This is a genomic window from Streptomyces sp. BV286, assembly GCF_019090165.1.
In the GTDB taxonomy this organism is placed as follows: domain Bacteria; phylum Actinomycetota; class Actinomycetes; order Streptomycetales; family Streptomycetaceae; genus Streptomyces.
This window is the reverse complement of record NZ_JAHRIB010000114.1, coordinates 82,093-103,800: the sequence shown is the minus strand read 5'-3', so window position 1 is coordinate 103,800 and position 21,708 is coordinate 82,093. Positions and strand designations below refer to the sequence as shown.

Genomic DNA, 21,708 nt, shown 5'->3' with positions numbered 1-21,708 from the left:
GGGCGGCGCTGGCCGCCCGGCCTGGCGGACCGGGCGGGCGCGGGCACCCTGCGGCGCGGGGGTTCCCTGTCGGACACTTCCGTCACCTGCCGGGAGTCGTGGAGGTCGGCGTGGGCTGCGGGGCGGGCTCCGTGGCCGGATCCGGCGCCCCGGTGGGCGTCGGGGCCCCGGTGAGCGTCTGCGGCTCGGTGGGTGTCTGCGGTGCGGTGGGCGTCGGGGCCGGTGCGGGGGCGAGCACCTCGGGCGGACGGATCACGGACACCGACGACTGCTCGGCGGCCGCGCTGGGGACACCGCGGACCGTGCCGTCGGGGTTGAGGAAGGCCGGGTCGCCGCCGGGCACCATGCCCAGCTCGCGGGCGCGGCGCTGGAGGGCCTCGGGGGCGGAGTAGGCGTCCACGTCCCGCTGGAGCGCCTGCTCCTCGTCGGTGAGGCTCTTGGTGTCCTTCTGGAGGTCGTCGAGCTGGAACGAGCCTTCACTGAGGGCGGAGTTCAGCACCAGGAGCCCGATGAGACCGCCCCCGAGCAGCAGCACGACCAGGAGGACGAAGGGGGTACGGGCCGCCTGTCCGGAGCCCGTCGGGAACAACCGTGCCAGCCGGGCCGCCCGCCCCCTCAGTTCGGGTTTCCTATTCACTCACCCTCCAGGTGAGCTCGGGTCCGCGACCGATGGGTCCGGGTTTCCGGCCCATGCGCCCAGCGAGTTCGGTTGTCCACCTCACGCACCCTTCCGTCACTCGGCGTCCTCCCGGATGCGCTGCGCCCCGCGCAGCCGCGCCGGGGCCGCCCGCCGGTTCTCCGCGACCTCTTCCTCGGTGGGGAGTTCGGCACCGCGCGTGAGGAGCTTGAGCCGGGGCTGGTAGCGCTCGGGGACGACCGGCAGCCCGGGCGGCGCGGTGGTGGCGGCGCCCGCCGCGAACACCTGCTTGACCAACCGGTCCTCGAGGGAGTGGTACGACAGCACTGCGATCCTGCCGCCGACGGCGAGTGCCTTCACGGCGGCGGGGATCGCCCTCTCCAGGACGGTGAGTTCGCCGTTGACCTCGATGCGCAGCGCCTGGAAGGTCCGCTTGGCGGGGTTGCCGCCGGTGCGCTTGGCCGCCTGCGGCAGGGAGTCGCGGATCAGCTCGACGAGCCGCGCGCTGTTGGTGAAGGGCTCCTTGTCCCGCTCGCGCACGACCGCGGACACGATCCGCTTGGCCTGCTTCTCCTCGCCGTAGGCGCGCAGGATCCGTACGAGCTCCCCCGGCGGGTAGGTGTTGAGGACCTCGGCCGCGCTGATGCCGGTCGTCTGGTCCATGCGCATGTCGAGCGGGGCGTCCTGGGCGTAGGCGAAGCCGCGGTCCGCCTCGTCGAGCTGCATCGAGGAGACGCCCAGGTCGAAGAGGATGCCCTGGACGCTCGCCAGGCCCAGGCGGTCGAGCACGTCGGGCAGTTCGTCGTAGACCGCGTGCACCAGTGCGGCCCGGTCGCCGAAGGGTGCGAGCCGCTCCCCGGAGAGGCGCAGCGCCTCCTTGTCGCGGTCCAGGGCGACCAGCCGGGCCTCGGGGAACCGGCTGAGCAGGGCCTCGCTGTGACCGCCGAGACCGAGCGTGCAGTCGACGACCACGGCTTCCGGCCGCTCCAGCGCGGGGGCCAGCATGTCCAGACAACGCTGGAGCATGACCGGGACGTGTCGACTCTGGCTCAAGGGGCCCTCTCAGGTCCGGCGCGTCCGGTACGCACCGCCGGGTCCCCGCGCCCCCGCGGCCGACGCGGGGAGTGTCCCCGGGTGAGGGGGGAGCGCCTGCCGGCGCCGGAAGCGTCAGCCGACCGGGAGCGGGAGGAGGCCGAGCCGTACGTACGCGCCGCGCACGCGGGGAGGTCCCGGCACGTCGCCGGGCCTCCTGGGGAAAGCTGTCCAGCGGGGAGGCCGTCTCGCCTCCCGCTTCGCGTCACTTTAGTCGACGGTGTCACACGGTCAACGAACCGGCCTGCGCGTCGCGGCTCTCTCCCGCGATCAAGCGGCAAACCGGGAAATTCCACTCGTACGGGCGCACTCGATCCACCCTTGTGGGTTACCTCACAACAACGCTCATTGATGTTCTTTGTCCCCTCTCACAGCAGGCCCGAACGGCACGTGACCATTACCGTCGTAGCCATGACGACTTCCGCATCCGTTCCCACAGAACCCGAAGACGCCATATCCACCGGCGGCACGGTGACCGACCGCCTCGTCGAGGCCAACGAGCGGTACGCCGCCGCCTTCACCGATCCCGGCATGGACGCCCGTCCCGTGCTGGGTGTCGCGGTCGTGGCCTGCATGGACGCCCGGCTCGACCTGCACGACGCCCTGGGTCTGGAGCTCGGCGACTGCCACACGATCCGCAACGCCGGCGGCGTCGTCACCGACGACGTGATCCGCTCCCTCACCATCAGCCAGCGCGCGCTCGGCACCCGCAGCGTCGTCCTCATCCACCACACCGGCTGCGGCCTGGAGTCCCTCACCGAGGACTTCCGCCGCGAGCTGGAGATGGAGGTCGGCCAGCGCCCCGCCTGGGCCGTGGAGGCCTTCCCGGACGTCGAACAGGACGTACGGCAGTCCATGCAGCGCGTGCGTACCTCCCCGTTCCTTCTGCACACGGACGACGTACGTGGTTTCGTATTCAACGTGAAGACCGGCCTGCTGCGTGAGATAGACCCCACCTGACGCCAGTTCGACCCGGTCAAACACCGCAAGACCTTACATATCGCGGCCAGTTATCCACAGGCGAGTGACACGAACCGGTAACGGCAACAAGAATGCGTGTGTGGCGTCACGCGGAACTTTTCACGCGTGGTGTCCGTGTTCGGGGTGGGCCGGTCCGCATCGCAGAGCGTCGGCCCGGAGAAAGAACGGGCCGAGGAGGGCCGGGTGACGACCTATGACGATCGAGCGAGCCTTACAGATCTGACCGCCACTGTGGAGAGAGTCCGCAGTTCGGTGGAGGAAGTGATCGAGGGCAAGCCTGAGGTCGTACGGCTTTCGCTGACCGTACTGCTCGCCGAGGGGCATCTTCTGATCGAGGATGTCCCCGGCGTCGGCAAGACCATGCTGGCCAAGGCACTGGCGCGGTCCATCGACTGCTCAGTGCGACGTATTCAGTTCACGCCCGACCTGCTGCCCTCGGACATCACAGGCGTGTCCATCTGGGACCAGCAGAGCAGGGACTTCGAGTTCAAACCGGGAGCGATCTTCGCGCAGATCGTGATCGGCGACGAGATCAACCGCGCGTCGCCCAAGACACAGTCGGCGCTCCTGGAGTCCATGGAGGAGCGCCAGGTCACCATCGACGGGCAGACCTACGAGCTGCCCAGTCCCTTCATGGTCGTGGCCACGCAGAACCCGGTCGAGATGGAGGGCACCTACCCTCTGCCGGAGGCGCAGCGCGACCGTTTCATGGCCCGGGTCTCCATCGGCTACCCCAGCGCGGAGGCCGAGCTGCAGATGCTCGACATCCACGGTGGCGCCTCCCCCCTGGACGACCTTCAGCCGGTGGCGCACGCGCACGAGATCCTGAAGCTCATCGACGCGGTCCGCACGGTCCACGTCGCCGACCCGGTCCGCCGGTACGCGGTCGATCTGGTCGGCGCCACGCGCAGCCACCCGGACCTGAGACTCGGCGCCTCGCCGCGCGCGACGCTGCACCTGCTGCGCGCTGCGAAGGCGTCCGCCGCTCTCAGCGGCCGGGACTACGCGCTGCCGGACGACGTCCAGGCCCTCGCCGTCGCGGTCCTGGCCCACCGGCTGCTGCCCACCGCGCAGGCACAGTTGAACCGTCGTACGGCCGAGCAGGTCGTCCTGGAGATCATCCAGCGCACGCCGGTGCCCGCGGCGCCCCAGTCGCCGGGTGGCCTGGCGATGGGCCGCGGCACCTCCGCGTTCGGCTCACAGCCGCCCCGGAGGCTGTGATGACCACCGGGGGGATGCCCGCAGCGACGGCCGAGGAGGACAAGGGCGGGCTGCGCACGGCACTCGCCGGCCTCACCACGCGTGGGCGGTCGTTCCTGGCCGCCGGCATCGCGGCCGCCATCTGCGCGTACGTCCTGGGGCAGAGCGATCTGCTCCGGGTCGGGCTGCTGCTCGCGGTCCTGCCACTGGTCTGCGCGGCCGTGCTCTACCGCACGCGCTACCGGGTCGCCGGCAGTCGCCGCCTCTCCCCCGGGCGCGTGCCGTCGGGTTCCGAGGCACGCGTCCACCTGCGGATGGACAACGTCTCGCGGCTGCCCACGGGTCTGCTGATGCTCCAGGACCGGGTGCCGTACGTGCTCGGGCCGCGGCCCCGGTTCGTACTGGACCGGGTCGAGGCGGGCGGGCGGCGCGAGGTGTCGTACCGCGTGCGGTCGGATCTGCGCGGCCGCTATCCGCTGGGCCCGCTGCAGCTGCGGCTCAGCGACCCCTTCGGGATGTGCGAGCTGACCCGTTCCTTCTCGACGTACGACACCCTGACGGTCGTCCCGCGCGTGGAGCCGCTGCCGCCGGTGCGGCTGACCGGTGAGGCGAAGGGGTACGGCGACGGGCGGCAGCGCTCGCTGGCCCTGGCCGGCGAGGACGACGTGATCCCGCGCGGGTACCGCTACGGCGACGACCTGCGCCGGGTCCACTGGCGGCTGACGGCCCGCTACGGCGAGTTGATGGTGCGCCGCGAGGAGCAGCCGCAGCGGTCCCGCTGCACGGTGCTCCTCGACACCCGCGGCATCGCCTTCGCCGGTGCGGGACCGGACTCGGCCTTCGAGTGGGCCGTGTCGGGCACGGCGTCGACGCTGGTGCACATGCTCGAACGCGGCTTCTCGGTACGGCTGTTGACCGACACCGGCACCTCGGTACCGGGCGAGGGCGCCGACGGGTTCGCCGGGGCGAGCCAGGAGTCGGCGGACGCGGCGGGACTGATGATGGACACCCTCGCGGTGATCGACCACTCCGACGGTACGGGCCTCTCCCGGGCGTACGACGTACTGCGGGGTGGCAACGAAGGGCTGCTGGTGGCCTTCCTCGGCGACCTGGACGAGGAGCAGGCGACGGTGCTCGCCAAGATGCGCCAGCGCAGCGGCGGGGCCGTGGCCTTCCTGCTGGACAGCGAGTCATGGGTGCGGGGCGCCGCCGACGAACAGAGCGAGGAGCGGCTTCGGATGCTGCGCGAGGCGGGCTGGACCGCTCTGGCCGTCCCGCCAGGCGTCGGCCTGGGCGATCTGTGGCGGGAGGCGGACCGACAGCGCAACGGTGTCGCGTCGACGGGCAGTACGGCAGGAGGCGGTGGCTCATGAGCGGACGCGCGCGACTCGCGCTGTGCGCCGCGGCGGCGACGCTGATGGCGGCCTGCGCGCTGCTGCCGCTGGTCGATCCGGCGACCTGGTTCCTTCAGGCGGCGTTCCTGCTCGCGGTGCAGACCGGGGTGGGTGCGGCGGCCCGGCGGGTACCGCTCGCGCGGCCGCTGACGATCGCGGTGCAGGCGCTGGTGACCCTGATGCTGCTGACGCTCTCGTTCGCCAGGGAGCAGGCCATCGCCGGGCTGCTCCCCGGCCCCGACGTGTTCCGGTACTTCGGTGAGCTGCTGCAGGCCGGCGCCGACGACGTGGGCCGGTACTCGATTCCCGCGCCGCTCTCCGACGGCATCCGGCTGATGCTGGTCGGCGGGGTCGTGGTGATCGGACTCGCGGTGGACGCGCTCGCGGTGACGTTCCGCAGTGCGGCTCCCGCCGGACTGCCGCTGCTCGCGCTGTACTCCGTCGCCGCGGGCCTCGCGGACGGCGCCGCCGGATGGGTCTGGTTCCTGCTGGCGGCCGCCGGCTATCTGGTGCTGCTGCTGGCCGAGGGGCGTGACCGGCTCTCGCAGTGGGGCAGGGTCTTCGGCGGCGGGCCCCGTACGCCGGGCACGGATCCCTCGGAAGGCGCGGTCGCGCCGATCCGTACGGGCCGGCGCATCGGCGCCGTCGCGCTCGGCATCGCCCTGGTCGTACCGCTCGCCCTGCCCGCGCTCGACGGCGGGCTGCTGGACGCCGCGGGGACCGGCGTCGGCACGGGGACCGGAGGCGGCGGCACGATCTCCGCGGTGAACCCGCTGGTCTCGCTCCGCGACAGCCTCAACGTGGACGAGGACCGCGAGGTCATGTCCTACCGCACCGACTCCGAGGAGACGCAGGACCTGTATCTGCGGATCGTCTCGCTCGACGAGTTCGACGGCACGGCGTGGAAGCCGGCCAAGCGTCATGTCGACGACGTGCCGGATTCGTTCCCGACGCCGCCCGGCCTCGGTGACGACGTCGAGCGCACCGAGATCCAGACGAGGATCTCGGCGGCGGACTGGTACGCGCAGGACTGGCTGCCGATGCCCTACCCGGCCAGCCAGGTGGGGATCGGCGGCAAGTGGCGGTACGAGCCCGTGGGCCGCACCCTCGTCGGCGACCACGGCCAGACCACGCGCGGCCTGGAGTACACGGTCAAGAGCCTGATCGTGCAGCCGACCGCGGAGCAGCTCGCCAACGCGCCCGAGGCGCCGGCGGTGCTGAAGCGTGAGTTCACCAAGGTGCCCGAGTCCCTGCCGCCGATAGTGGGGCAGACCGCGCAGCAGATCACGGAGGGCTCGGCCAACGACTACGAGCGCGCGGTGAAGCTGCAGGACTGGTTCGCCCTGGAGGGCGGCTTCACGTACGACACCGAGGTGCAGGTCGGCAGTGGGTCCCAGGCCATAGCGCGCTTCCTGAGGGAGAAGGAGGGCTTCTGCGTCCACTTCTCCTTCGCGATGGCTTCCATGGCGCGGACGCTGGGCATACCGGCCCGCGTCGCGGTGGGCTTCACTCCTGGTTCGCCCAAGTCGGACGGCACGACGTCGGTGGGACTGCGGGACGCGCACGCCTGGCCCGAGCTGTACTTCGAGGGCGTGGGCTGGACCCGCTTCGAGCCGACGCCGAACCGGGGCACGGTTCCGGAGTACACCCGCACGGACACGCCCGGCACGACCCTCCCGAACCCGGACGTGCCGTCGCGGTCCTCGTCCACGGCGCCCTCCGCGGAACCGTCGAGCAGTGAGAGCTGCACGGCGGCGGAGAAGAAGCTGGACCAGTCCTGCGCCAGCGAGTCTCCGCAGGCGGCCTTCGGGACGACGAACGACGGCTCACCGTGGCTCATGGCCATGGGGCTCACGCTGGCCGGGCTGGGAGTGCTGGCGGTGCCGCTGCTGCCGATGCTGTGGCGGATGCGGGCCCGCTCCGTGCGGCTCGGCGCGCACGGCCGGACCGAGGCGGATGCCGCGGCGGCCACCCTGGCCGCCTGGCAGGAGGTCAGCGACACGGCGTGGGACTACGGCATCGCGCCCGACGAGTCGCAGACACCGCGCAAGGCGGCGGCGCGGATCGTCCGTGTCGGGCACCTCGAGCCGGAGGCCGCGGCCTCCGTCCACCGGGTCGCCGACGCGGTCGAGCAGGTCCTGTACGCGCCACGCCCCCGGCCCACCCCGGGTCTGGCCGACGACGTACGCCGGATGACCGCGGGCCTCAGCGCCACGGCCGGCCGCGGTACGCGTCTGCGCGCACTGCTCGCACCCCGCTCGGCCGTACGGGTGGCGTGGGCCCTCTCCGAGGGCTGGATCGCGCTGAAATCCCGGGTTGCGGCCCGCTGGACGGCGGCCGTGCGTCGGCCCTCCGGGCAGGGCAGCGGCTGAGGACGGTACGGCTTCCACAGCCGGGAGGGGGTGTCCGCCCAGGTCGGGCGGACACCCCCTTTTCCTCGCCCGGCCGCCCTTCGACGGTCTCTCCGCTGAGCACGGCTGCCCGGCCGGCTCTTCGCTGTGTGACTCCTCGGCCCACTCCGCTGAGCGCGACCGCCCGGCCGGCTCTTCGCAGAGCGCGGGGGCTCAGCCTTCTCCTCGCTGTATCGCTGAATCGCTGAATCGCTGTACGGATTCCCCGGTCGTCGAGGCAGTTTTGCGCCGTCTGCAGGAGGGCTCCGGGCCTGCGTCGCGCGGAGGGATCCGGCCGGCCGGACGGGTCCCGAAGCAGGCTCTGCCGCGGTGCGGGCGGGCACGCCGAAGGGGCGGCCACCTCGTGGTGGTCACCCCTACCTGCGTGCGTCTGTCTGTCGGCCGAGACCGGTGGGCTACTGGCCGCCCTGCTCGTCACGGCGCCGCTGCCAGCGCTGTTCGATGCGGTCCATCATGGAGCGCTTCTGCTGGCCCTGACGACGGGCCTGCGGAGCGCCCGGCGCACCCGCGGCGGGCTGTTCACCCGGCTTGGGAGCCTTGCGCCAACCGGTGACGGCGAGCACCGCGCAGCCCAGCATGACGAGAAAACCCACCACGCTGACCCAGATCTGCTGTGCGACCATTCCGGCCATGAGGAGCGCGATACCTACGAGGAAGCCGGCGACCGCCTGGTAGACCCGTCGCCGGGTGTACGTGCGCAGCCCGCTTCCCTCAAGCGCTGTCGCGAACTTGGGATCTTCGGCGTACAGCGCTCGCTCCATCTGCTCGAGCATTCGCTGCTCGTGCTCCGAGAGCGGCACGGCGTCCTCCTCATCGTGCAGTCGCCGGGGCGACCGGGGGTCCCTTCAGGATAGGCAGGGAATCGTCCCCGTGAAACCCGCCCCTCTGCGCCAATTCGCCAACCGGAACCCGCCATGGCTTTCCGATCCACTGAGGCGTAGATTCCCCAGCGACCGGCCCGTCATGCCGGACGGTCTCCCTCGATCATACGGCTCCGCGCGCCCGATCGGGGGGCCTGTGGCGTACTCCATCTGCTGTCGCGCCCCTGATCAGCGGTGCGGGCGGGCGGCAGCTCACCCCTCGGAGGACTCACGCGTCTCACCGAGCACATGGAGCTGCGTCGCGACGGAGTGGAAAGCCGCGAGTTCGGCGGCCGCGGCCTCCAGCTTCAGCAGGGCGTCCAGAGCCCCCGGCTCGGTGTCCACGAGGACCCCGGGGACCAGGTCCGCGAAGACCCGTACGCCGTGCACGGCGCTGACGCCCAGGCCCGCGTTCTCCACCAGAGTGGTGAGCTGACCGGCCGTGAAGCGCCGGGGAACAGGATCACCCTCGCCCCAGCGGCCGTCCGGGTCACTCAGCGCCTGGCGGGCCTCCGTGAAGTGTCCGGCGAGGGCTCGCGCGAGCACCGCGCCGCCCAGGCCGGCGGCGAGCAGGCTGAGCACGCCCTCGGGGCGCAGTGCGCCCACCACGTTGCGGATGCCCTCGGCGGGGTCGTCCACGTACTCCAGCACGCCGTGGCAGAGCACCGCGTCGTAGCCGCCGCGCTCGACGACGTCGAAGAGGCCGTGGGCGTCGCCCTGGACACCCTGGACACGGTCGGCGACGTCGGCCTCCGCGGCCCGCCGCTCCAGCGCGAACAGCGCGTTCGGACTGGGATCCACCACGGTGACGCGGTGGCCGAGGCGGGCCACGGGCACCGCGAAGTTGCCGCTGCCGCCTCCTGTGTCGAGCACGTCGAGCGACTCCCGGCCCGTGGCCTTGACCCGGCGGTCGAGGGCGTCCTTCAGAACGTCCCAGACCACGGCGGTACGGAGAGAAGCGCGGGGGCGCATCGGGTCCGACACGGCAGTTGACTCCTCGGCGCGGCACCGCCTCATGCACGGCGGAGCGATGGGGATATCCCCCCGCCCTGTTCGGCGCCGGGGAGATGCAGGCGCCCCCAACCCTATTGCCTCGCGCCGCGGTCCCGGCCCCCCGTCTCGCGCGCCGGACGATCGCCCCCTCACCGGCCCGAACAGCCCGGCGGAAGGTGAGGTCGCGCGGCTCGCCGCCCTGCCCGGTCCGCGGGCCCGCACCGGCCCTCGCTCTCCCGCACCCTCCCCTTCGGCATCCGGCATCCGGCATTCGTCTTCGGCTTCGGCCTGGGCACCTCGGCGGCCACCGGCTCGGACCGGATCCCGGCCACCGGCTCGGACCGGATCCGGCCGCCGGTCCGAGCCGGAGCCCGGCCGCCGTCACCCCGCGTCCGGCACGTCCGACACCTCCGGTACGCCCGGCATGGTCCGCGTCTCCTGGTCGCCCTCCTGCCGCGGCTGGGGCAGGACCGGCTGGAGCACCAGCATCCGCTCGACGAGACGGAGAAACATCGCCACGTCACGCAGCAGGTCGTCGGCGTCCCGGATGCTGGCCGCGCCCTGGATGCCGGCCTCCGCGCGGGCGCGGCGGCGCGCTCCGGAGGCGAACAGCACGCTCCACTCGTCGAGTTCGGGTGCTATCTCGGGGAGCACTTCCCAGGCGCTCCGGATCTTGGCCCGGCGCCTTTCGGTGGTCTCGGGCCGGCCCCGGGCGGCGAGGACGGCCGCGGCGGTGCGCAGGGCGGCCAGGTGTGCCGTCGCATACCGCTCGTTCGGCGTTTCCAGCAGGGCCGCCTCGTCGAGTCCGGCGCGGGCCTGGGCGAGCAGGTCGAGGGCGGCGGGCGGGGCCGTGGCCCGGCGGAGCACGGGGTGCACGTCGCTCGCCGGTCCGGTCAGTGAGGGGGCAGGGCCGGTGGCGCGGCGCCGACGGGCGGCGGCTGCGTGGTAGCTGGCCATGACGAACCTCCTGTCGTCAGTGTGACGGCACGCCCGATACGGGATGCCGTATGTGCCCATCGTGCGGTATGCCACTGACAATCCGTTCTGACCTGCACCTTTGCCTCGATCACAGGTTCGGTATAGTTTTTGCACTGACCAGTCAGTTCAAAAACGGTTCGGCTCAAGAACCCGGAGGGTGGGGGAAGTTGTGGACGGTCCGCACGGACTCGGCGTCACGGCCGAGGACTTCGGGCTCAAGGGGCCCCGCGGCTGGGCGTTCCGCGGTATCGGTATCGACGCGGAGCCCGGCTCGCTGATCGCGATCGAGGGGCCGTCCGGCTCGGGCCGCACGTGCCTGCTGCTCGCCCTCACCGGGCGGATGAAGCCCACCGAGGGCCTCGCGAGGGTGGGGCAGTGCGAGTTGCCGAAGCAGATGGCGGCGGTCCGCCGGTTCAGCGCGCTGGCCCATGTGCCCGGCGTCACCGACCTGGAGCCCGCCCTGTCCGTCGCCGAGCACCTTCGGGAACGGGCACTGCTCGAGCGGCGGTTCGGCGGCTCCGTGCGTGGACTGCTGCTGCCCCGCCAGGAGCGGTTGACGCAGGCGCGGCTGCGGATCGACAGCGCTCTGGCCGCCGCCGGGCTCGACCGGGAGGCGCTGCCCAAGGGATCCAGGACCGCCGTACGGGACCTGGAACGCCTGGAGGCGCTGCGCCTCTCCGTGGCCCTGGCCCTGATCGGCCGGCCCCGGCTGCTCGGGGTCGACGACACCGACCTGAAGCTCTCGGGGGCCGAACGGGCCGAGGTCTGGGCCCTGTTGCGCTCACTGACCGAGGCCGGGACGACGGTCGTGGTCGTGTGCAGCGAGGCACCCGAGGACGCGCTCGTGGTGCCCACCGGACCCGCCGACAGGCCCGCCCGCCCGGAGCGACAGCCGGGCCGGACGCAGCAGGAGCCCGGACAGGACGAGCCGCACACGCAGGACGAACCGGCCGGACGGGCCGAGCCGCCCACACCGGACGAGCCGACCGAGCCCCACGCGCAGGACCATCAGGACACCCAGGCCGACCAGGCCGACCAGGCCGACCAGGACAAGGAGACGGTGGATGCGCTCGCCGAAGCTGGCCGCGCTTGAGCTCAGGCGATTCGGCAGGGGCAGGCTGCCGCGCGCGGCGCTGGTCGCTCTCCTGCTGCTGCCTCTGCTGTACGGCGCGCTCTACCTGTGGTCGTTCTGGGATCCGTACGGCCGTCTCGACCGCATCCCCGTGGCGCTGGTGAACGACGACAAGGGAGCCACCGCCGGTCACAAGAAGATCGTGATGGGTGACGAGATCACCAAGGGGCTGCGGAAGAGCGAGACGTTCGAGTGGCACGAGGTGAGCGCCGCCGAGGCCCGCTCGGGCGTGGAGGACGGCAGGTACTACCTGTCGCTGACCATGCCGTCCGACTTCAGCGGGCGGATCGCTTCCAGCTCCGGCGACTCGCCGGAGACGGGCGCCCTCCAGGTGCGTACGAACGACGCGAACAACTACATCGTCGGGCAGATCTCGCGGACGGTGTTCGCCGAGGTGCGCACGGCCGCCTCGACCAAGGCGTCCCGGTCGTTCCTCGACCGGATCTTCGTCTCGTTCTCCGACATCCACGGGAAGACCGAGAAGGCCGCCAAGGGGGCCGACAGCCTCAAGGGCGGTATCGGCAAGGCCAAGAAGGGCTCCAAGGACCTCGCTGACGGGCTCAAGGACGCCGAGGAGGGCAGCGGCAAGCTCTCCGCCGGGCTGAAGAAGCTCAACACGGGCGCGGGTGACCTCGAGGACGGCTCGCGGCAGGTCTCCGAGGGGACGCGGGCCCTCGCGGACAAGGTCAACGGCGTCGCGGACAAGGTGGGGCCCTTCCTGAAGGGCAACGAGAAGGAGATCGGCGACACCGCTCTGCTCGTCGCGGACTCCGCCTCCGCGATCCGCCGCAACCTCGACACGCTGGTCAAGACGGCCCCGACCGCCGCCAAGAGCGCCCACACCGCGTCCGACACCCTGAACGGCGTCTACAAGGCGCGCTGCGAGGACCTGCCCCTGCCCGACGCCGCCTGCCCCGACCTGAAGAAGGCCAAGGACGCGGCCGCGGACGTGGCGAAGGTGGCCGACGACGTCAACACGCTGGTGACCGGCCAGGACGCCGACCTGGAGTCGCTCGACAAGCATCTGGCCACCCTGGAGAAGCAGGCCCGGGCGCTGGCCGACCGCTCGCCGCACCTGTCCGAGGACCTCGCCACGGCCGTCTCCAAGATCAACGCGCTCGACAAGGGGGCCGGGAAGGTCGCCAAGGGGGCGAAGACGCTGCACACGGGGCTCGGCACGGCCAAGAAGGGCGCGGACGACCTCGACAGCGGGGTCGGCAGGCTCGGGACGGGCGCGGACGACCTCGAAGGGGGCATGTACAAGCTCGTGGACGGTTCGGGGAAGCTCGCCGGCGGACTGCACGACGGCGCCGGCCAGATCCCGGACTACGACAAGAAGGACCGCGAACAGCGCACCGAGGTCATGGCCGACCCCGTGCGGCTCGCTTCGAAGGACCTGCACAAGGCGCCCAACTACGGCACCGGTTTCGCCCCGTACTTCATTCCGCTGTCCCTGTGGGTGGGGGCGATGGTGGCGTACATGCTGATCCCGCCGCTCAACCGGCGCGCGCTCGCCGCGGGCGCCTCGGCCTGGCGCATCGCGCTGGCGGGCTGGCTGCCGGTGGCCGCCCTGGGAGTGCTCCAGACGGTCGCGCTGATGTCCGTACTGCACTGGGCCGTCGGCCTGGAACCGGTGCGGGCGGCCGGGACGGTGGGCTTCCTGTTCCTGGTGACGGCCTGCTTCGCGGCGATCGTGCAGTGGCTCAACGCACGCTTCGGAGCGGCCGGCCGGATCCTCGTCCTGGCGTTCCTGATGCTGCAGCTGACGTCGGCCGGGGGCACGTATCCCGTGCAGACCAGTCCGGGCTTCTTCAACGCGATCCACCCCTTCATGCCGATGAGTTACGTCGTCGACGCCCTGCGCAGGCTCATCACGGGCGGCGGACTGGGGCCCGTCTGGCAGGCGTGCGCCGTGCTCGCCGCCTTCACGCTGGGCGCCCTCGCGCTCACCGCGGTGTCCGCGCGCCGGCGGCAGGTGTGGACCCTCGACCGACTGCACCCGGAGCTGAGCCTGTGACAATCAGGGCCATGGAAAGCAGCAGGACGGTGGACAGCGGCGGCGGCCGGAGACAGGCGACCCGGCAGAAGCTCTACGAGGCGGCGGTGACCCTCATCGCCGAGCAGGGCTTCTCGGCCACCACCGTGGACGAGATCGCCGAGCGTGCCGGAGTGGCGAAGGGCACGGTCTACTACAACTTCGCGAGCAAGTCCGTCCTCTTCGAAGAGCTGCTCCGGCACGGGGTGGGACTCCTCACCGCGTCCCTGAAGGAGGCGGTGGAGAAGACCGACCAGGACGGTGGCAGCAGGGTCGACGCGCTGGACGCGATGATCCGGGCGGGCCTCGTCTTCATCGGCCGCTATCCGGCCTTCACCCAGCTGTACGTGGCGGAGCTGTGGCGCACCAACAGGGCATGGCAGTCCACGCTGATGGTGGTTCGTCAGCAGGCCGTCGCCGTCGTCGAGGACGTCCTGCGCGACGGGATCGCCGGCGGTGAGCTGAGCGACGAGATCGACACCCCGCTGACGGCGTCGGCACTGGTCGGGATGGTGCTGGTGGCGGCCCTGGACTGGCAGGCCTTCCAGCCGGAGCGTTCCCTGGACGACGTCCACGCGGCGCTGTCCCTGCTGCTCCAGGGAAGGGTCGGCGGCAGCGGGCTCGCGCCCAAGTGACACGGGCGGGCGCACACGAACGAGGCGCCGGTCCGGCGTGGCCGCGTCCCCCGCGGGCCACGCCGGACCGGCGCCCCTTCCTTGCTCCCCCGTGCTTCCCCCGTCGGTCCCCCGTTCGAGCTCCCCCGGGTCCCCCCGTGCCTCGCTCCCGCCGAGTTCTCGGCGGAAGGAGCGGTCGAGGGCGCTGCGCCGTTCCGCCGCCCCGTGTCGGCGGTACCGGAGCCGCGCCCCTTTCCGTGCCTCCACTCTCCCGTTCGCGCAGGTCGGCACCCATCCGCGCGCGTACTCAACTCACCCTCTAGGTACGGATACTCAGCCCTGCGCACTCAGGCCCAGGACAGGTCGTTGCCGACTGGTTACGATCGCCCCCGTGTCCGTACTCCCTCTGGTCTTCACCAGCGGCTGGGCCAGCGGTGTCAACGCGTACGCGGTGGTGCTGCTCCTCGGCCTCTTCGGCGCGACCGGGCTGAGTGACGAGGTGCCCGAATCGCTGCAGCGCCCCGAGGTCCTCGTCGTGGCGGGCCTCCTGTTCGTCTGCGAGGCCGTCGCCGACAAGGTCCCGTACGTGGACTCGGTGTGGGACTCCGTGCACACGGTGATCCGGCCGGTGTCGGGGGCCGTCGTGGCGGCGCTGCTCGCCGGCCAGAGCGGCTCGCTGTCCGAGCTGGCGGCGGGGGCGATCGGCGGCTCGTCGGCCCTGGCCAGCCACGTCGTCAAGGCCGGGACGCGGATGGCGGTCAACACCTCGCCCGAGCCGTTCAGCAATGTCGTGCTGAGCACCGCCGAGGATCTCGGGGTCGCCGGGATCATCACCTTCGCGATGTTCCATCCGGAGGCCGCGGCGATCATCGCGGGTGTCCTGCTGCTGTCCGGTCTGCTGGTGCTCTTCTTCCTGCTCTCGCGGATCAGACGGTTCCTGCGCCGCAGGGCCCGGCGCCGCGAGGAGAGACAGCTCGCGCGGCGGACGGTCCCGCCCGGCTGACCCCGCGGACGGGCCGCCCCGGCGCCTTCCACGGGTGGTCCTTCGGCCGTCCGGGGCTGCGGGCCGGTTGTCGGTGGCGGCCGATAAAGTCCCTGGCATGGCACGGATTGCGGTGATCGGCGCCGGGATGGGCGCGATGGCGGCCGCTGCCCGGCTGGCCGTCGCGGGCCACCGGGTGGCGGTGTACGAGCGGACGGATACGTACGGCGGCGCGGTGGGCCGCTTCGAGCGCGACGGCTTCGCCTTCGACACAGGCCCCGGGCTGCTCCCGGTCCCAGCGGTCTACCGCGACCTGTTCGTCAAGACGGGCAAGGAGCCCCTGGAGGCCTGCGTCGACCTCGTCCAGGTCGACCCGGCGGCACGGCACGTCTTCGCCGACGGCACGGCGGTCACCCTGCCCAACGCCTCGCGCGCGGGGGTCGTCTCGGCCCTGGACGAGGCCCTGGGAGCGGGAGCGGGCGAGCGCTGGAGCGACTTCCTGGTCCGGGCGCGCGAGGCCTGGGACCGGACGCGGCGGCCTCTCCTGGAGGAGCCGCTGTGGCCCGACTGGCAGGTGCTGGGCGAGCGCGAGCCCTACCCGGCGCTGCGTCGGCGCCGGCTCCTGCGCACGCGTACGGCCCGCCGGCTGTCGGAGGTCGGCGCCTGGGAGCTGGGCGATGCGCGCCTCACCGCTCTTCTGGAGAGCCACGCCCTGGCGTACGGCCTCGACCCGGGCACGGCCCCGGCGAGCGCGGCCGTCCTGCCGTACATGGAGCACGCCTTCGGTGCCTGGTATGTCCGGGGCGGCATGCGGGAGTTGGCACGGGCCGTGTACGAGCGGTGTGTGGCCCGCAGGGTGGAGTTCGCCTTCGGGTCCGAGGTCGTCTCCGTCACGGAGAAGGACGGCCGGGCGACCGGTGTGGAGCTGCGTGACGGGACCGTCGCCGAGGCGGACTTCGTGGTGGGCGGGCCGCCGGAGCTGCTGGAGCGCCTGACGGGTCGCGGCGATCTGTACGCGGGCGAGGCGCCCGAGCGGCGTCCCGGGGCGCTGTCCTGCGGCAGGGCCGTGGTCTGCCTCGCGTTGCGCGGTCCGCGCGAGGCGGGCGCGGTGCACCGCACGGTCGTGCACACCACGGACCGGGCCGGGGAGCTGGGCCACACCTTCGGGACGGGCGTGGTGCCGCCGCGGCCCACCGTGTGGGTGGACCGTCCTGACGACCCGCTGCTGCGCCCCGACGACGCCCACGAGTCCGTGGTCCTCACGGCCACCGTGCCGTCCCTCGCGCGCTACGACTGGGCTGCGGCCGGTGCCGCCGACGCCTTCGCCGACCGGATGGTCGCCGCCGCGGAGCGGGCGGTGCCGGACCTGCGCGAGCGCATGCTGTGGCGCGAGGTGCGGACGCCGCTGGACACGGAGCGGGAGACCGGAGCCGAGGGCGGCGGCGTGCCCGCTCCCGCGCTCGCCGGCGAGGGCGGCGCCCTGTTGCGGCCCCCGAACAGCACCCGTGTACCCGGGCTGTTCGCGGTCGGTGGCTGGGCTCACCCGGGCGGCGGACTTCCGCACGCCGGCATGTCGGGGGCGCTGGTCGCCGGGCTGATCGTGGAGGGGCCGGACTTCAGGGGTTCGCAGTGACACGCGAGGGGCGGGCGCCGCGGTGAGAGGGACCCGGGCGGTCGGTACGGGAGCCCGGACCCGGGTTCAGAACCGGTACTGCTGCTCGTCGTACCCGCCGCTCTGCTGCCCGTTGCCGTTGCCGTTGCCGCCCTGCTGTCCGTTGCCCTCGTAGGGATAGGACTGCTCCGGCGGGAGCTCGCCCCCGTACGGGTCCTCGGTGCTGCGCTGCTGCGGCATCCAGAGGCCGCCGGGCGGGGTCTCGCCGCCGTAGGCGCCCGCGGCGTACTGCTCCTGCTGCTGCCCGTACTGCTGCTGCGAGGTGTCGTAGGACTGGCCGTACGAGCCGGCGTCGTAGGACTGTGTGCCGACGTACGGGTCGGAGTAGGCGGCGTACTGCTGCTGCGAGGTGTCGTAGCCGTACTGCTGCTGCTGGTCGTAGCCGGAGTAACCGTCGTACCCGTAGTTCTGCGCGAACTGGTCCTGGGCCTGCCCCTGCTCCTGACCCTGACCTTGGGCCTGCGCCTGGGCGGAGGCGGCGTACGCCGCGTCGGTGGCGGCGGCGTAGGCGGCGTCGCTGTACACGCCGTACTGGCCGGTGTCGTCGGGCAGCGGCTGCGGTTCGTAGACGGCGGTGGCGTCGGCGGCGGGCTCGGGGCGCCGGCCGAAGACCGAGTCCTCGTGCCCGAAGGCGTCGTCCCGGCCGAAGCTCTGGTCCTGGCCGAAGTCCCGCTGAGGATACGTTCCGCTGTCCGTGGCCTGGAGGTCGGTGACTTCCAGTGACGGGTCCTTGCGGTCGGGTTCGCCGCGGCGGCGCTTGTTGACACCCGGGCGTCCGGCGACGGCCCAGCCGGAGGCGAATCCGCTGCGGAACGACAACGTGACGTACGTCTGCCCGACGGCGAAGGCTGCCGCGCCCAGGCCGATGACCACCACGGACGGGATCAGGACACCGATGACCACGCCGAGGAAGCCGGCGAAGGCCAGCAGCCGCCAGCGCAACCGCGCCTTGTACTGCAGCAGCACCTCGCCGAGCAGCCACAGTGCGACGATGCCGAACGCGATATAGAGGACCGTCCAGCCCATGTACGCCCCTCTCCCAGGTGGCCGCTACGCAGTGTGTCGTACGACGATGCGACCGGTCTAGGCCTGCTGCGGGTGATGCAGGCCCAGGTTCTCGTAGATTTCCAGCGTCGCGGTGGAGTTGTTCAGCGTAATGAAATGCAGTCCGGGGACTCCCTCGGCCAGCAGCCTCGCGCAGAACTCCGTGGCGAACTCGATGCCAATGGAGCGTACAGCCGCCGGATCGTCCTTGGCTGTGAGGATCCGCTCCTTCAGGGCGTCCGGGAAGGAGGCGTTGCTGAGCTGCGGCAGCCGTTCCAGCATCTTCACGCTGGTCACCGGCATGACCTCGGGGATGACCGGCGTCACACAGCCCGCCGCGTCGACCCGGTCACGCAGGCGCAGGTACGCCTCCGGCTGGAAGAACATCTGTGTGATCGCGTAGTCGGCGCCGGCCCTGCACTTGTCGACGAAGTGCGCGACGTCCGTGTCCCAGTCCCCGGACCGCGGATGCATCTCCGGGAAGGCCGCGACGCCCACACAGAAGTCGCCGGCCTCCTTGATGAGCCGGACGAGCTCGGCCGCGTAGGTGAGGCCCCGGGGGTGCGCCACCCAGTCGGCCATGGGGTCGCCGGGCGGGTCGCCCCGTACGGCGAGCATGTTCCGGATCCCGGCGTCCGCGTACTGGCCGATGATGTTGCGCAGTTCCGCGATGGAGTGGTTGACGGCCGTGAGGTGGGCGACCGGAGTGAGCGTCGTGTCGGCGACGATCTGCTCCGTCGCCTTGACCGTGCCGGCGCGCGTCGTGCCGCCCGCGCCGTACGTCACGGAGACGAAGCTGGGAGCGACCGCCTCGACCCTGCGCAGCGCGTTCCACAGGTTCCGCTCGCCCTTTTCGGTCTTCGGTGCCCAGAACTCGAACGAATACGTCGTCTTGCCGGTCGCGAGCATGTCGCGCACGGTGCGTGCGCGGTCAGTCCTGGTGGAAGCAGATCCGAGGGCCATACCGGCAGGTTAGTCAGGGGGAGGCGGTCCCCCAACCGGATGTGGAGAATTTGCCCGGTTTGTCGACTTGTTGTCCACCCCTCGGACACCAGGAGTCGAGCGAACCTCCAGCCCGGCCCCTCTCACCCACCGGCCTCCGGCAGCCTCAGGACTCCGGCTCACCCCGCCCGCAGCCGCTTCGCGAACTCGGCCGCCGCGGCGCCGGGATCGTCCGCGTCGGTGATCGCCCGTACGACGACGACACGGCGGGCGCCCGCTTCGAGCACCTCGTCGAGGTTGCCGAGGTCGATGCCGCCGATGGCGAACCAGGGGCGGTCCGTGGCGAGCGCGGCCGTGGCCCGGACCAGGTCGAGGCCCGGTGCGTGGCGCCCCGGCTTGGTGGGGGTCGGCCAGCAGGGCCCCGTGCAGAAGTAGTCCACGCCGTCTTGGACGGCGGCTGCCGCGGCCTCCGGCCCGGAGTGCGTGGACCGGCCGATCAGGACGTCGTCGCCGAGGATCGCCCGGGCCGCGGGCACGGGGAGGTCTCCCTGGCCGAGGTGCAGGACGTCGGCCCCGATGGCGTGGGCGACGTCGGCCCGGTCGTTGACCGCGAGCAGCGTGCCGTGCCTGCGGCAGGCGTCCGCGAGGACGGCCAGGTGTTCGAGCTCCTCGGCCGCCTCCATGCCCTTGTCGCGCAGCTGCACGATGTCCACGCCGTTCGCGAGGACCGCGTCCAGGAAACCGGCGAGGTCGCCCTGGCGCCTGCGGGCGTCCGTGCAGAGGTAGACCCGGGCGTCGGCGAGCTGTGCGCGTGCGGTGGATTCGGGCATGCCAGGGTCCCCCGGGTCGAGTCGGTGGCGTACGGGCCGCGGGATCGCGGCCCGTACGCCGAACGGCGTGATGCGGTCAGACGGCGAGCGCCTGGGCGCGACGCTTCACCTCCGTGCCGCGATTCTCGCTCAGAGCCTGCGCGGGGGTGCCGGGCAGGCTCTCGTCGGGCGTGAAGAGCCACTCGAGCATCTCTTCGTCGGAGAAGCCGTCGTCCCTCAGGAGCGTCAGGGTGCCCGACAGGCCCTTGACGACCTTCTGCTCGTTCCCGTCGATGAAGGCGGCGGGGACGTGCAGCGCGCGGTTCTCACCACGGCGTACGGCGATGAGCTGGCCGTCCTTGACCAGCTGCCGGACGCGCGTCACCTCGACGCCGAGCTGTTCGGCGATGTCGGGGAGAGTGAGCCAGGCGGGGACGAGAGCATCGATCTTTGCGTCAATCTCGGTCACGAGGACAAGCCTGCCACGACCCCGGCCGGGGGTGCACTGCCGAGTCCCTCCCCCGGCCGTCGTCCGTGCGCTCCCCCGCGGCCGTCCGGCGCCGCCGGGCCGGACACGGCGACGGCCGCTCCGGCGGGCGAGGACCGCGGCCCGGGCCGGCGGGCGGCACGCCGTCGTCGACGTGCTCCCTCGTCGCGTCGGACCGCCGTCGTGTCAGACCGTCGCCGTCTTCAGGGGGCGCGACGGGTCCGACAGCAGGGCCGGGTCCATTCGGGTGCCCGACTCGATCAGCCGCCGCCCCTGCGCCAGGTCCCGTGGCCTGCCCACCGCCAGGACCGCGACCAGGCGGTTCTCCCGGAGCCAGCACACCGACCAGGACGGTCCCGCCGGGTCGCCCCGCCGGACCAGGGTGTCCGCGGACCCGTGGTGCCCCGCGTACTGGACGAAGCGGCCGAACTGCTCGGACCAGAAGTACGGCACGGGGTCGTACACGACGGGCGTCTCACCGACGATGTTCGCCGCGACCGTGCGCGGGCCCTGGAGCGCGTTGTCCCAGTGGTGGACCAGCAGGCGCTCGCCGTAGCGGCCCGACGGGAACGAGGCGCAGTCGCCGACCGCGTACACGTCCGGAACGGAGGTGCGCAGGTGGTCGTCCGCGACGATCTCCCGGTGGGCGCCGAGCTCGATCCCCGAGCCGGCCAGCCAGGCCGTCGCGGGCCGCGCCCCGATACCGACGACGACGGCCCCCGCGGGCAGCCGCGAGCCGTCGTCCAGCACCACCGCGCCGGGCTCGACGCGCTCCACGCGCGCGTGGGTGCGCAGCGACGCCCCGCTGTCCGCGTACCAGGTGGCCATGGGGGCGGCCACCTCGGCCGGCAGCGCGCCGACGAGGGGCCGGTCGGCGGCCTCGACGACGGTCACCGAACACCCCGCCTCACGCGCCGCCGTGGCGAACTCCGCGCCGATCCACCCGGCGCCCACCACCACGATGTCGTGCTGACGGGCGAGGACGGGGCGCAGCCGCTCGGCGTCGTCCAGCGTGCGCAGCAGATGGACTCCGGGTACGCCCTCGGCGCCCGGCAGCCGGATGGGTTCCGCGCCCGTGGCGGCGACCAGCACGTCGTAGGGGACGGGTCCGTTCGCCGTGTGGAGTTCGCGCCGGTCCGGGCTCACGCCGGTCACTTCGAGTCCCAGGCGCAGTTCCACGTCGAGGGCCTCGAAGTCGACGTCGAAGGCGGAACCCTCGGCCTTGCCGAGCAGAACGGCCTTGGACAGCGGCGGGCGGTCGTACGGCTGGTGGGGTTCCGCGCCGATCAGAACCACGCTGCCGGTGAAGCCCTGTTCCCGCAGGGCCACCGCCGTCTGCACCCCGGCCATGCCCGCACCGACGATCACGACGCTCCGTCGCGCCGCCGGGCTCCGTCCCTGCGTCAGCTCAGTCACACGATCACCATAGACACTGGTGAAATCGT

The 21,708-nt window shown here is 72.3% G+C and carries 19 protein-coding genes; 9 read left to right on the top strand and 10 right to left on the bottom strand.

Annotation, left to right across the window (positions count from 1 at the left end; genetic code table 11):
* Positions 1 to 82: 82 nt before the first annotated feature.
* Positions 83 to 637 (bottom strand): septum formation initiator family protein, encoded by a 555-nt coding sequence (locus KUF83_RS16375; RefSeq protein WP_217455424.1) that lies wholly within the window; start codon positions 635 to 637, stop codon positions 83 to 85.
* A gap of 96 nt (positions 638 to 733) precedes the next feature.
* Positions 734 to 1,690, bottom strand: coding sequence for a 16S rRNA (cytosine(1402)-N(4))-methyltransferase RsmH (rsmH, locus tag KUF83_RS16370; RefSeq protein WP_217455423.1), 957 nt, complete (start codon positions 1,688 to 1,690; stop codon positions 734 to 736).
* A 390-nt stretch (positions 1,691 to 2,080) separates the two neighbouring features.
* On the opposite strand from rsmH, the gene KUF83_RS16365 reads away from it, so the two are divergent.
* From KUF83_RS16365 to KUF83_RS16350, 4 genes are all read left to right on the top strand, one after another.
* Entirely contained in the window at positions 2,081 to 2,689 is a 609-nt protein-coding gene (locus tag KUF83_RS16365) for a carbonic anhydrase (protein WP_217455422.1), read from the top strand.
* A gap of 204 nt (positions 2,690 to 2,893) precedes the next feature.
* Positions 2,894 to 3,931, top strand: coding sequence for a MoxR family ATPase (locus KUF83_RS16360; protein ID WP_217455421.1), 1,038 nt, complete (start codon positions 2,894 to 2,896; stop codon positions 3,929 to 3,931).
* A complete protein-coding gene (locus tag KUF83_RS16355) occupies positions 3,931 to 5,283 on the top strand; it encodes a DUF58 domain-containing protein (RefSeq protein WP_217455420.1) in 1,353 nt (450 codons plus the stop codon). Before KUF83_RS16360 ends, KUF83_RS16355 begins: the two co-directional genes overlap by 1 nt.
* A complete protein-coding gene (locus KUF83_RS16350) occupies positions 5,280 to 7,676 on the top strand; it encodes a DUF3488 and transglutaminase-like domain-containing protein (RefSeq protein ID WP_217455419.1) in 2,397 nt (798 codons plus the stop codon). The genes KUF83_RS16355 and KUF83_RS16350 overlap by 4 nt, the downstream gene beginning before the upstream one ends.
* A 434-nt stretch (positions 7,677 to 8,110) precedes the next feature.
* On the opposite strand, the gene KUF83_RS16345 is transcribed toward KUF83_RS16350, so the two are convergent.
* From KUF83_RS16345 to KUF83_RS16335, 3 genes are all read right to left on the bottom strand, one after another.
* A complete protein-coding gene (locus KUF83_RS16345) occupies positions 8,111 to 8,515 on the bottom strand; it encodes a DUF3040 domain-containing protein (protein ID WP_217455418.1) in 405 nt (134 codons plus the stop codon).
* A 273-nt stretch (positions 8,516 to 8,788) separates the two neighbouring features.
* Positions 8,789 to 9,559 carry a bifunctional 2-polyprenyl-6-hydroxyphenol methylase/3-demethylubiquinol 3-O-methyltransferase UbiG gene (locus KUF83_RS16340; protein ID WP_217455417.1) on the bottom strand — a complete coding sequence of 257 codons (771 nt, stop codon included), beginning with the start codon at positions 9,557 to 9,559 and terminating at the stop codon, positions 8,789 to 8,791.
* A 390-nt stretch (positions 9,560 to 9,949) separates the two neighbouring features.
* Positions 9,950 to 10,525: an SAV_6107 family HEPN domain-containing protein gene (locus KUF83_RS16335; RefSeq protein ID WP_217455416.1), complete on the bottom strand. Its 576-nt coding sequence runs from the start codon at positions 10,523 to 10,525 to the stop codon at positions 9,950 to 9,952.
* A 178-nt stretch (positions 10,526 to 10,703) separates the two neighbouring features.
* Between KUF83_RS16335 and KUF83_RS16330 the strand changes: the two genes are divergently transcribed.
* The 5 genes from KUF83_RS16330 (at position 10,704) to KUF83_RS16310 (ending at position 16,942) form a co-directional block, all read left to right on the top strand.
* Positions 10,704 to 11,639 carry an ATP-binding cassette domain-containing protein gene (locus tag KUF83_RS16330; RefSeq protein WP_308403022.1) on the top strand — a complete coding sequence of 312 codons (936 nt, stop codon included), beginning with the start codon at positions 10,704 to 10,706 and terminating at the stop codon, positions 11,637 to 11,639.
* Positions 11,611 to 13,695: a YhgE/Pip domain-containing protein gene (locus KUF83_RS16325; protein WP_217455415.1), complete on the top strand. Its 2,085-nt coding sequence runs from the start codon at positions 11,611 to 11,613 to the stop codon at positions 13,693 to 13,695. Before KUF83_RS16330 ends, KUF83_RS16325 begins: the two co-directional genes overlap by 29 nt.
* Positions 13,696 to 13,706: 11 nt before the next feature.
* The gene (locus KUF83_RS16320; protein WP_217455414.1) at positions 13,707 to 14,348 is read left to right on the top strand and encodes a TetR/AcrR family transcriptional regulator; all 642 of its coding nucleotides are present in this window, start codon (positions 13,707 to 13,709) and stop codon (positions 14,346 to 14,348) included.
* A gap of 370 nt (positions 14,349 to 14,718) precedes the next feature.
* Entirely contained in the window at positions 14,719 to 15,330 is a 612-nt protein-coding gene (locus KUF83_RS16315; protein WP_217455413.1) for a DUF4126 domain-containing protein, read from the top strand.
* Between the two features lie 97 nt (positions 15,331 to 15,427).
* On the top strand, positions 15,428 to 16,942 hold the full coding sequence (locus KUF83_RS16310) for an NAD(P)/FAD-dependent oxidoreductase (RefSeq protein WP_217455412.1): 1,515 nt from the start codon (positions 15,428 to 15,430) through the stop codon (positions 16,940 to 16,942).
* A 66-nt stretch (positions 16,943 to 17,008) separates the two neighbouring features.
* Here KUF83_RS16310 and KUF83_RS16305 read toward each other — a convergent pair whose 3' ends face one another.
* The 5 genes from KUF83_RS16305 to KUF83_RS16285 form a co-directional block, all read right to left on the bottom strand.
* Positions 17,009 to 18,007 carry a hypothetical protein gene (locus tag KUF83_RS16305; protein ID WP_217455411.1) on the bottom strand — a complete coding sequence of 333 codons (999 nt, stop codon included), beginning with the start codon at positions 18,005 to 18,007 and terminating at the stop codon, positions 17,009 to 17,011.
* 57 nt (positions 18,008 to 18,064) lie between these two features.
* Positions 18,065 to 18,988: a methylenetetrahydrofolate reductase [NAD(P)H] gene (gene metF, locus KUF83_RS16300; RefSeq protein WP_217455410.1), complete on the bottom strand. Its 924-nt coding sequence runs from the start codon at positions 18,986 to 18,988 to the stop codon at positions 18,065 to 18,067.
* A gap of 158 nt (positions 18,989 to 19,146) precedes the next feature.
* Positions 19,147 to 19,797, bottom strand: a complete 651-nt coding sequence (gene thiE / locus KUF83_RS16295) for a thiamine phosphate synthase (protein ID WP_217455409.1) — start codon at positions 19,795 to 19,797, stop codon at positions 19,147 to 19,149.
* A gap of 76 nt (positions 19,798 to 19,873) precedes the next feature.
* Complete coding sequence (locus tag KUF83_RS16290) at positions 19,874 to 20,245, bottom strand: Rv2175c family DNA-binding protein (RefSeq protein WP_217455408.1); 372 nt, start codon at positions 20,243 to 20,245, stop codon at positions 19,874 to 19,876.
* Between the two features lie 204 nt (positions 20,246 to 20,449).
* A complete protein-coding gene (locus tag KUF83_RS16285; RefSeq protein ID WP_254643939.1) occupies positions 20,450 to 21,613 on the bottom strand; it encodes an NAD(P)/FAD-dependent oxidoreductase in 1,164 nt (387 codons plus the stop codon).
* Positions 21,614 to 21,708 lie beyond the last annotated feature (95 nt).

Excerpts from the sequence above, each read along its gene's own strand:
- KUF83_RS16350 (WP_217455419.1), top strand. The coding sequence starts at position 5,280 with ATGAGCGGACGCGCGCGACTCGCGCTGTGCGCCGCGGCGGCGACGCTG.
- KUF83_RS16285 (WP_254643939.1), bottom strand. The coding sequence starts at position 21,613 with ATGGCCGGGGTGCAGACGGCGGTGGCCCTGCGGGAACAGGGCTTCACC.
- KUF83_RS16325 (WP_217455415.1), top strand. The coding sequence starts at position 11,611 with ATGCGCTCGCCGAAGCTGGCCGCGCTTGAGCTCAGGCGATTCGGCAGG.
- KUF83_RS16305 (WP_217455411.1), bottom strand. The coding sequence starts at position 18,007 with ATGGGCTGGACGGTCCTCTATATCGCGTTCGGCATCGTCGCACTGTGG.
- metF (WP_217455410.1), bottom strand. The coding sequence starts at position 18,988 with ATGGCCCTCGGATCTGCTTCCACCAGGACTGACCGCGCACGCACCGTG.
- KUF83_RS16335 (WP_217455416.1), bottom strand. The coding sequence starts at position 10,525 with ATGGCCAGCTACCACGCAGCCGCCGCCCGTCGGCGCCGCGCCACCGGC.
- KUF83_RS16355 (WP_217455420.1), top strand. The coding sequence starts at position 3,931 with ATGACCACCGGGGGGATGCCCGCAGCGACGGCCGAGGAGGACAAGGGC.
- thiE (WP_217455409.1), bottom strand. The coding sequence starts at position 19,797 with ATGCCCGAATCCACCGCACGCGCACAGCTCGCCGACGCCCGGGTCTAC.
- KUF83_RS16365 (WP_217455422.1), top strand. The coding sequence starts at position 2,081 with ATGTTCTTTGTCCCCTCTCACAGCAGGCCCGAACGGCACGTGACCATT.
- KUF83_RS16320 (WP_217455414.1), top strand. The coding sequence starts at position 13,707 with ATGGAAAGCAGCAGGACGGTGGACAGCGGCGGCGGCCGGAGACAGGCG.
- KUF83_RS16310 (WP_217455412.1), top strand. The coding sequence starts at position 15,428 with ATGGCACGGATTGCGGTGATCGGCGCCGGGATGGGCGCGATGGCGGCC.